7 protein-coding genes are annotated in these 9,004 nt (G+C 64.8%); 1 reads left to right on the forward strand and 6 read right to left on the reverse strand.

What is annotated here, in order from left to right; genetic code table 11:
* Positions 1-12: 12 nt before the first annotated feature.
* From rodA to AR323_RS13290, 5 genes are read right to left on the reverse strand one after another with little or no spacing between them, the layout of a single operon-like run.
* The gene (rodA, locus tag AR323_RS13270) at positions 13-1,128 is read right to left on the reverse strand and encodes a rod shape-determining protein RodA (protein WP_057884448.1); all 1,116 of its coding nucleotides are present in this window, start codon (positions 1,126-1,128) and stop codon (positions 13-15) included.
* Positions 1,125-3,239, reverse strand: coding sequence for a penicillin-binding protein 2 (mrdA, locus tag AR323_RS13275; protein WP_057884449.1), 2,115 nt, complete (start codon positions 3,237-3,239; stop codon positions 1,125-1,127). The genes rodA and mrdA overlap by 4 nt, the downstream gene beginning before the upstream one ends.
* Positions 3,239-3,796 carry a rod shape-determining protein MreD gene (mreD, locus tag AR323_RS13280; protein ID WP_057884450.1) on the reverse strand — a complete coding sequence of 186 codons (558 nt, stop codon included), beginning with the start codon at positions 3,794-3,796 and terminating at the stop codon, positions 3,239-3,241. Before mreD ends, mrdA begins: the two co-directional genes overlap by 1 nt.
* The gene (gene mreC / locus AR323_RS13285) at positions 3,793-4,683 is read right to left on the reverse strand and encodes a rod shape-determining protein MreC (RefSeq protein ID WP_057884451.1); all 891 of its coding nucleotides are present in this window, start codon (positions 4,681-4,683) and stop codon (positions 3,793-3,795) included. Before mreC ends, mreD begins: the two co-directional genes overlap by 4 nt.
* A 13-nt stretch (positions 4,684-4,696) precedes the next feature.
* Complete coding sequence (locus tag AR323_RS13290; protein WP_057884452.1) at positions 4,697-5,740, reverse strand: rod shape-determining protein; 1,044 nt, start codon at positions 5,738-5,740, stop codon at positions 4,697-4,699.
* A gap of 192 nt (positions 5,741-5,932) precedes the next feature.
* Here AR323_RS13290 and mutL point away from each other — a divergent pair, with 192 nt between their 5' ends.
* A complete protein-coding gene (gene mutL, locus AR323_RS13295) occupies positions 5,933-7,747 on the forward strand; it encodes a DNA mismatch repair endonuclease MutL (RefSeq protein WP_057884453.1) in 1,815 nt (604 codons plus the stop codon).
* Between the two features lie 123 nt (positions 7,748-7,870).
* Here the strand turns inward: mutL and AR323_RS13300 are convergent, their stop codons facing one another.
* Entirely contained in the window at positions 7,871-8,824 is a 954-nt protein-coding gene (locus AR323_RS13300; RefSeq protein ID WP_057882603.1) for a VOC family protein, read from the reverse strand.
* Positions 8,825-9,004 lie beyond the last annotated feature (180 nt).

Genomic DNA, 9,004 nt, shown 5'->3' on the forward strand with positions numbered 1-9,004 from the left:
AATGCGAGCGCGTCAGCCCAGGCCGCGCCGGCCCGCCTTGCTGTTCCAGCGATTGATCATCATCAGCGTGCCCAGGCAGATCATGTTGGTCATCATCGAGCTTCCGCCGTGGCTCATGAAGGGCAGCGGGATACCCACGACCGGCGCCAGGCCCATGACCATCATCAGATTGATCGCGACGTAGAAGAAGATCGTCGCCACCATGCCGCCGGAGAGGAGCCGGGAAAAGCGGTCCTGCGAAGCGAGCGCGACGGACCAGCCCCAGCGCAGGATCAGGAAGAACACTCCGAGCACGAAGATCCCGCCCAGCAGGCCCCATTCCTCGGCCATCGTCGCGAAGACGAAATCGGTGTGCGGTTCCGGCAGGTAATTGAGATGGCTCTGCGAACCTTCGCCGAAACCCTTGCCGGTAACGCCGCCCGAACCGATCGCGATCTTCGATTGCGTGATGTGGTAACCGCTGCCCAGCGGATCGCTTTCAGGGTCGAGAAAGGTGAAAACGCGGCGTTGCTGGTAATCGTGCAGTCCGAAGAAGAACGCGAGCGGGGCAATGACCGCGGCAGCGACTGCTCCGCCGGCAAACCACTTTAGCGGAAGACCTGCGAGGAACATGACCACCGCGCCGCCGAACCCGATCGCCAGCGCCGTGCCCAGATCGGGCTGGGCGAGCACGAGGGCCATCGGCACGCCGATGATCACGCCCGCCGGAAAGAGCGAGCGCCATGTCGGGATCATGCCGGAGGGGAGGTCGCCGTAAAACCGTGCGAGGGCCAGAACCACCGCCGGTTTCATCAGTTCTGACGGCTGAAGGACGATGATCCCCAGGTCGATCCAGCGCTGTGCACCGCCACCGACAAAACCCAGTGCTTCGACGATGATGAGCAGGACGACGATGACGGCATAACCCGGGTAGGCCACCATCCGCACTATATCTTTGGCGAACAGCGCCATCACGCTCGCCATCGTCAGGAAGACGGCGAAGCGGATCAGGTGTGACATCGCAAAGGTCGTGAAGTTCCCTGCTGCGGCAGAATCGAGCACAGCGGCCCCGAGCAGCACCAAGGCGATCAGCGGCGCGAGCATGGCCCACGGCTGGCGTGCGATCGGCGCGGGGATGATCGAGCTCATTGCGCGGCCGTCCCCGTGGTCGACCGAACCGGGGTGGGCGAGGGAGACGGTGTCGGCGAAGCGGACGCGTTAGTCCCGATCGGTTCCGGCGGCGGGGCGACTGCGCCCGTCTCCAGCGGCTGGGGTTTCGATTGCAGGGCGCGCGATTCGGCGTCGACACGGGCAAACACGTCCTCGACCCGGCGGGGCGCGCGACCGATGTTCTCGCCTGCCGCAGCCACGAACGAGGCATAGCGTGACTCCAGCCGCTGCTGTGCGGTGCCGCCCCACTGTTTCTCGAGAGCGTTGAGCGCTTCCATGCCCTTGGCAGGGTCGAACAGGAACGTCGTGACGTCGCGGGCGATCGGATAGGCCGCGCCTGATCCGCCGCCGTGCTCGATCACCACCGCTCCGGCGTAACGCGGATTGTCGAACGGCGCGAAGAAGATGAACAGCCCGTGGTCGCGATGCTTCCAGATGCCGCCCTTGCCGGACGAGATGTTGAGCCCCACGACCTGAGCCGTCCCGGTCTTGCCGGCCATCAGCACGTCGTCGATCGGCAGCTTGGCGCGGCCTGCGGTACCTGGCCCGTTGACCACGTCGCTCATCGCCTTCTGGATGACCTCGACGTGATTGCCATGGAAATCCATCGATGGCGGCTGGGGCAGGCTCGGGTCGAGGATCATGCGCGGCAGCAACTTGCGGCCGGTGGCCAAGCGCCCGGCCATGACCGCAAGCTGCAGCGGGTTCGCCAGCATGTACCCTTGGCCGATCGTCGCGTTGACGGTGTCGTAAGGTTGCCACGGCTGCCCGTATTTCTTCATTTTCCAAGCGGGATCCGGCACCGTGCCGTAAAACTGGCTCAGGACGGGCAGGGGGTATTCCTCACCCATGCCGCAACGCTTCGCCATGGGCGCGATCACGTCCATCCCGAGCTGCTGGGCGAAGTGATAGAAATAGACGTCGCACGACTGGTAAATGGCCTTGGCCATGTCCACGGTGCCGTGGCCGCGCCGCTGCCAGCAATGGAACACGCGGTTGCCCACGCGCAGGCCGCCGGGGCAGCCGACGGTTGCGGTCGGGCTTAGCCCCGCCTCGAGAAACGCCATCGCGACCATCGGCTTCACCGTCGAACCGGGGGGATAAAGTCCCTTCAGCACCTTGTTGCGCAGCGGCACGCGCTCGTCCTGGCTGAGCATCGAGTATTCGACGCGGCCGATACCGTCGGAAAAGCTGTTCGGATCGAAGCTGGGCATCGATGCCATGCACAACAAATCGCCGGTGCGGCAATCCATCACCACGACCGAACCCGATTCCGTTCCGATCCGGCGCGCGGCATAGTCCTGCAGCGGTCCGTCTATGGTCAGCTGCAGCGGCTTGCCTTGAACGTCCTCTCGCGTGGCGAGGTCGCGCACCATCCGGCCCGATGCGGTGACTTCCACCCGCCGGGCGCCCGGAATGCCGCGCAGGCGCTGCTCGAACTGCTTTTCGACCCCGTCCTTGCCGATCTTGTATCCCGGCGTGATCAGGATGGGATTGCGATCCTTTTCGTATTCCTCCGCGTTGGCGGGGCCGACGAAGCCGATCAGATGGCCGACTGAAGGTCCTGTCGGATAAAAGCGCGAGAAGCCGCGCTGCGGGACGACGCCCGGCAGGTCCGGTAGTCGCACGCTGACGGCGGCGAATTGATCGTAATTGAGCCCGCTCGCAACCTCGATCGGCTGGAAGCCGCGCGCCGACTCTATCTTGTCGTGCAGGTCGCGGACTTTCTCGGGAGTGAGGCCAAGTATCGGCGCGAGCGTGGCGATCTCCCGCTTGGGATCGGGCATCCGGTCCGGAATGATGTCGACGCGAAAGTCCGCCTTGTTGGAGGCGAGGGGGGCACCGTTACGATCGAGGATCCATCCGCGGCGCGGCGGTATAAGCGACAGGTTGACCCGGTTGCTCTCGGCCTCGGTGCGATACTTTTCGTTCTCGAAAATCGACAGATACGCCATTCGCCCGGCGAGCAGCAGCCCGATACCGCCCTGGACCGCGCCGATGACGAAACTGCGCCGCTCGAAGCTGGCGCCCAATGTTGCCGGACTGACGATCGGCCGAGCGCGACGCGCACGGCGGCGGCGGAGGCCCATCAGTCGAGGCCTCTGACGCGAGCGAGCCGGAACCGGTCCAGCCCCGAGACGAATCGGGACAGAATTGGAATGAGCGCCAGGGTGAGAACGACCTGCGGAACGAGGACCGCGAACATCGTCAGTCCCAGCTTTCCTCCGGAGAAGAGCGCCGCGATCATCAGGTACCCGGTCGCCAGCAGGCCCGACACTGCCCAGTCCTGAAAGAACCCGCGCCATGGGAACCGGGTTTCTAGGATTTCGATCGCGATCATGGTGGCGGACCATAGCATTATGGCGCTGCCGAATGGCTGGCCGCTGAACATGTCGTCGACCAGGCCGAGCGGGAAACCCGCCCAGACGGGGAAGAGGCCTGGGCGGACGAGCCGCCAGGACAGCAGCATGAGGAAGCCGAGCGGCGGCACAAGGGGCACGGCGCTTGCGACTGGCAACAGGGCGACAAGCGATCCGAGTACGATCGAAAGCCACGGGACGAGATAGGCCCGTACCGGCGAGTGCGTGCGATTGATCTTCGAACCGTAGCGGTCGCTGCGCGCCTTGTTCGAAAGCTCCGCGATCATTCGCCGACCACTTCGTCGACAGGGGTCTGTGCCGCTTCGACGGCGCGCGGCTGCCAGATCGGTTCGACCGAGACGAAGTCCGTCGCCGCCGGGTCGCTGATGACGGCCGCGATGGCGCCATCGTTCGTGACCTCCTGGACAATGGCGACAGCGATCCCCGGACGGTAGTACCCGCCGGCACCGCTGGTAACGAAGACGTCGCCCTTCTTCAGGGGATTGATGCCAAGGTTGATCAGGCGGATGCGAAGCTTCCCGTCGCCCCGACCTTCGGCGAAGGCGACCACTTCGTCCTTCGACCGACGTACGGGGATCACGCTTTCGGTATCGGCCAGAAGGAGCACGCGCGAGCTGTCGTTGCCTACTTCCAGAACGCGCCCCACGATGCCGCGCGGACTGCGCACCGGCATTCCCACGCCCACGCCCTGGTCGCGGCCCGCGCCCAGGTAGGCGAAACGCCGCGTGCTCGAAGCCGTCGAACCGATCAGCCTCGCCACCGCGACGGGCTTCGTTTCCGATTCGCTGAACCCCATGAGCGACTTCAGTCGCGCGTTCTCGGTCTTGACGGCCTCGGCCTCTTTCAGGCGAATGCGGGCGAGTTCGACTTCTTTGCGCAGCGCGGCGTTTTGCGCTCCCGCGGCCAGATATCCCGAAATCGAATCGAACAGCCCCTGGCTTTCGGTCCGCGCGACGGCGCTCGCGCCGCCAACCGGAGCCACTGCGTCGGTGGCGGTGCTCCGCAGGCCCGCAAAGGTATCCGGTCGCCACAGGGATACGCCGAGCAGCACTGCGCCCAGCGCAGCGCCGACCGCAGCGAGCACGTAGCCCGTGAACTGTCCGTATTGCGCCCTGCGCGAATGCCCGGAGCGCCGTGAGGAATTCGGCGCCATCTCAATAAACCCTTCAGGCGGTCATCAAAACGCCGCGATAGATCGGATCTTCCATGGCGCGGCCGGTGCCGATCGCCACACACGAAAGCGGATCTTCCGCGATGGAAACGGGAAGGCCGGTTTCCTCGCGCAGATGCTCGTCGAGACCCTGGATCAGCGCGCCGCCACCGGTGAGCACGATACCCTGATCGACGATGTCGGCGGCCAGTTCCGGGGCGGTGTTCTCGAGCGCGATGCGCACGCCCTCGACGATGGCGCCGATCGGTTCGCTCAGTGCTTCGGCGATGTGGCCCTGGTTGATCTGGATTTCCTTGGGCACGCCGTTCACGAGGTCACGACCCTTGATCGTGATGATCTTGCCGATGCCGTCCTCGGGCGCGCGGGCGATGCCGTAATCCTTCTTGATCCGCTCCGCAGTCGCTTCGCCGATCAGCAGGTTGTGGTGTCGGCGAACGTAGCTGACGATCGCTTCGTCCATCTTGTCGCCGCCGGTGCGGACCGAGGTGGTGTAGGCGAGACCGCGCAGCGAGAGCACCGCGACTTCGGTCGTGCCGCCGCCTATGTCGACGACCATGCTGCCGACCGGTTCGGTCACGGGCATGTCGGCTCCGATAGCCGCCGCCATCGGCTCGAGGATGAGATAGACCTGGCTGGCACCCGCGTTCGAAGCCGCATCGCGGATCGCGCGACGCTCGACCGATGTGGAGCCCGAGGGAACGCAGATCACGATTTCAGGATAGCGCAGCAGGCTCTTCTTGCCGTGCACCTTGCGGATGAAGTGCTTGATCATCTCCTCGGCGATCTCGATGTCGGCAATCACGCCGTCGCGCAGCGGGCGGATCGCCTCGATGCTGTCGGGCGTCTTGCCCATCATCATCTTGGCATCGTCGCCCACGGCCTTGACCCGCTTGATGCCGTTAAGCGTTTCGATCGCGACGACCGAGGGTTCGTTGAGGACGATGCCCTGACCCTCGACGTAGACCAGCGTGTTGGCTGTGCCGAGGTCGATCGCCATGTTCTGCGAGCCGAATTTCAGGAGGTTCGAGAAAAAGCCCATTGGGTTTGCGCGTTCCGTTGATGTTTCAGGCCGTTGCCTCGGAAACCTGAGGCGATCGCGACCCGGATGTGACGGGGGATGCGCGTCCCTTATCGAAACGTGCTCGAAAACGCCAAAAATATTCTCGCGCCTTCCCCGGCAATCTCATCGGATCGCCTCGAAATTACGACGCTTGGGCGCTAGTCGCATCGGATGGCCGAAATTCGTCGCCTGCCGGAAGCTCTCGTCAACCGCATTGCCGCGGGCGAAGTGGTCGAACGTCCGGCGGCCGCGCTCAAGGAACTGGTCGAAAACGCGATCGACGCGGGCGCCACGCGGATCGCCATCACGCTTGCCGAGGGCGGTCTCGACCGGATTGAGGTGACCGACGACGGCTGCGGCATGACGCCGGACGACATGGCCCTCGCGCTGGAACGGCACGCGACATCGAAGTTGCCCGGCGAATCGATCGAGCTCGTCGACACACTCGGATTCCGAGGCGAGGCGCTGCCGAGCATCGCCAGCGTCGCGACGTTCACGCTGGAAAGCCGTGTGCGCGGCGCGTCGCAGGGTTGGCGCCGGGTGGTCGATCACGGCGTGCTGGTCGAGGAAGGACCCGCAGCGCTGCCGCCGGGCACGCGGGTGCGGGTGGAGCATCTGTTCGCGAAGGTGCCCGCGCGCCGCAAGTTCCTGCGCTCGGCTCGCAGCGAGTATGCCGCGTGCCTCGACGTAGTGCGCCGTCTGGCGATGGCGCGTCCCGAGATCGGCTACACGCTCGATCATGCGGGACGCACGATCCTGTCGCTACAACCGAGGCAGGACCTGGCCGATCGCGTCGCGCAAGTCGTCGCACGCGAGCTGAAGGACAACGGGGTGGCTATCGATATCGAGCGTCCGACGCCCGGCGGGTCGATGCGGCTGGGCGGCGTGGCCGGATTGCCGACCTACAACCGCGGGGTCGCGGACCACCAGTATCTTTTCGTCAACGGCAGGCCGGTCAAGGACCGGCTTCTGGTTGGCGCGGTGCGCGGCGCCTATTCCGACATGCTCGCGCGCGACCGGCACGCCGTGCTTGCCCTGTTCCTCGAGCTGCCCCCCGAAGAGGTGGACGTCAACGTCCATCCGGCCAAGACCGAGGTGCGTTTCCGCGACGCGGCGGCAGTGCGCGGTTTCATCGTCTCGGGGCTGCGGCAGGCGCTCGGCACCGGCGACCGGCGCAGCGCGCAGGCGCCCGATGCCGGCGCGATGGGCCGCTGGACCCGCGAACCGACCGGTGAACGGCCTGCGCCCGCGCTCGCGTCGATTTTCGCGGGACGGGACTGGTCGAAGCCTTCGGCGTCGGTCCGCGAAGCCTCGCAAGTCTGGCGCGCGCACGAGGCGGACGTTCTTGCCGCCCCGCAGGGCAGGGCGGAGGAAGCCGAGGCGCTGCCCGAAAGTGCCGAGGACTATCCCCTCGGCGTCGCACGCGGACAGGTGGCGCAGACCTATATTGTGGCAGAGGCGGCGGATGGGCTCGTCATCGTCGATCAGCACGCCGCGCACGAGCGGCTGGTACTGGAACGATTGCGCGCCGCCGGGGCGGGCGATGCGACCGCCCGGCCGCAGGCGCTGCTGATCCCCGATGTCGTCGAGATGGACGAAGTCGATTGCGACCGGCTGGAAGGCGCGGCCGACAAGCTCGCCGAACTCGGCCTTGCAATCGAACGCTTCGGTCCTGCGGCGATGCTGGTGCGCAGCCTGCCGCACGCGCTTGCGAAGGCGGACCCGGCCAAGCTGCTCCGCGATATCGCCGACGACATTGCTCGCCACGGCGAAGCGCTCCTGCTGGGCGAGAAACTCGACCTCGTGCTCGCGACGATGGCCTGCCACGGCTCGGTTCGCGCGGGGCGGACGCTTTCGGTGACGGAAATGAACGCGCTGCTGCGCGAGATGGAACGGACCCCGCGCTCGGGCCAGTGCAACCACGGACGGCCCACGTGGGTGAAGCTCTCGATGGCAGACGTCGAGAAGCTTTTCGGAAGGAAGTGAGAGGCTGGCGTGATTTCCGCGCCGTCCGAATGTCTACAAGGTTTTCCTGAAAGCGGACTGTCAGCAAACGACCCCATTGCGGACATTAGCCAGACTCCGCCAGCGACGGGCGGGATGCTGTTCTTATCGAGGCGGTGCCAGCTGGTGAAACTCCACTAAAAAGCCGAAGTCCGCGGTCGTCGGAGCCGCAAAGGAATCGCCTAGCAGTCCCTGATAACGTTTCATCTCTCGGCCATAGCCCCATTCGGAAATTCGGCGAGCTTGGCCGACGTCGGTTACGGCAATGCTGATTCCGTAAATGTGAGGCCCTCTTTCCTTGAGGGCGTCAGCGGCAGGACCTGGGCCTAATGGTTCGAGAGCGAGAATTGTCTCGCCGCCTGAATCGAAACGTAAGCCGCGCAGGCCCTGCTCTGGCAGGCTGACCTCTCCGGTCCGCTTGAAGCCCATGCGAGAAAGCCGGTCGCTTGTGACCTTGGCATTGGCGTCGAGAAGCCAAACTGCCGAGATTCGTTGCGCCGTGTTCGGGTGTCGTCTGAAAACAATCTGGTCAGCTTGATCGACTGGTGCCGATGCTCCCGGCGCATATTTTATGAAAAACAGATCAGCTCCGGCCAACGGCGGTGATTTGAACCCTACCGTCCTCCACATGCTCTCGCGTGGCGGCTGCGGTCCATCGCCATCAGGATCGTAAGTCATCGGCGAGCTTGGGGCGAGGTCCCAGCCCTCTCTCTCAAGTTGGCGCTCCACTCCGTCGACATCGTTCGCTTCCAACGCAAACATGTTTGACATCGCGCCGCGCTCGGTCGCTGCATAATGCTTCCGCACCTCGTCGGTCAGTTGGACTTCGGGACGCGTGAAATACAGCAACTCTAAGTAGGACCTATCGGCAAACGGGATAATCCGGTTGGCGACACCGTCGCCGAAATCACCGCCCGGCCGCACCTGAAAGCCCAGCTTCACTGCCATGACCGACGTGATCTGGTCGATGTTGCGAGACCAGATGAGAACATGGTCGAGTCCGCCCACGGAACCATGGTGTGCGGAGGATGCAGCACTCGTGACCGGAAGGTATAGCATGGCTGTGGCAATCGCCAAGCTAAGTGACTGGATTCTCATGCCGCGATCTCCCCAACTGACTCCGGAGCTTGTTGCACCGGTAATTCCCCGTGGTGCAACCGCAGCTCTTTCCTAGAGCAGGAAGCGCCCGATCAGATGCTACGCGCTCTTTCTGTGCCGCTCAATGTCAGCTTTCCACCC

Source organism: Tsuneonella troitsensis, assembly GCF_001441535.1.
Taxonomy (GTDB): Bacteria; Pseudomonadota; Alphaproteobacteria; order Sphingomonadales; family Sphingomonadaceae; genus Tsuneonella; species Tsuneonella troitsensis.

Coding starts and splice junctions, on each gene's coding strand:
- rodA (WP_057884448.1), bottom strand. CDS start 1,128: ATGAGCTCGATCATCCCCGCGCCGATCGCACGCCAGCCGTGGGCCATG.
- mrdA (WP_057884449.1), bottom strand. CDS start 3,239: ATGGGCCTCCGCCGCCGCCGTGCGCGTCGCGCTCGGCCGATCGTCAGT.
- mreD (WP_057884450.1), bottom strand. CDS start 3,796: ATGATCGCGGAGCTTTCGAACAAGGCGCGCAGCGACCGCTACGGTTCG.
- mreC (WP_057884451.1), bottom strand. CDS start 4,683: ATGGCGCCGAATTCCTCACGGCGCTCCGGGCATTCGCGCAGGGCGCAA.
- AR323_RS13290 (WP_057884452.1), bottom strand. CDS start 5,740: ATGGGCTTTTTCTCGAACCTCCTGAAATTCGGCTCGCAGAACATGGCG.
- mutL (WP_057884453.1), top strand. CDS start 5,933: ATGGCCGAAATTCGTCGCCTGCCGGAAGCTCTCGTCAACCGCATTGCC.
- AR323_RS13300 (WP_057882603.1), bottom strand. CDS start 8,824: ATGCTATACCTTCCGGTCACGAGTGCTGCATCCTCCGCACACCATGGT.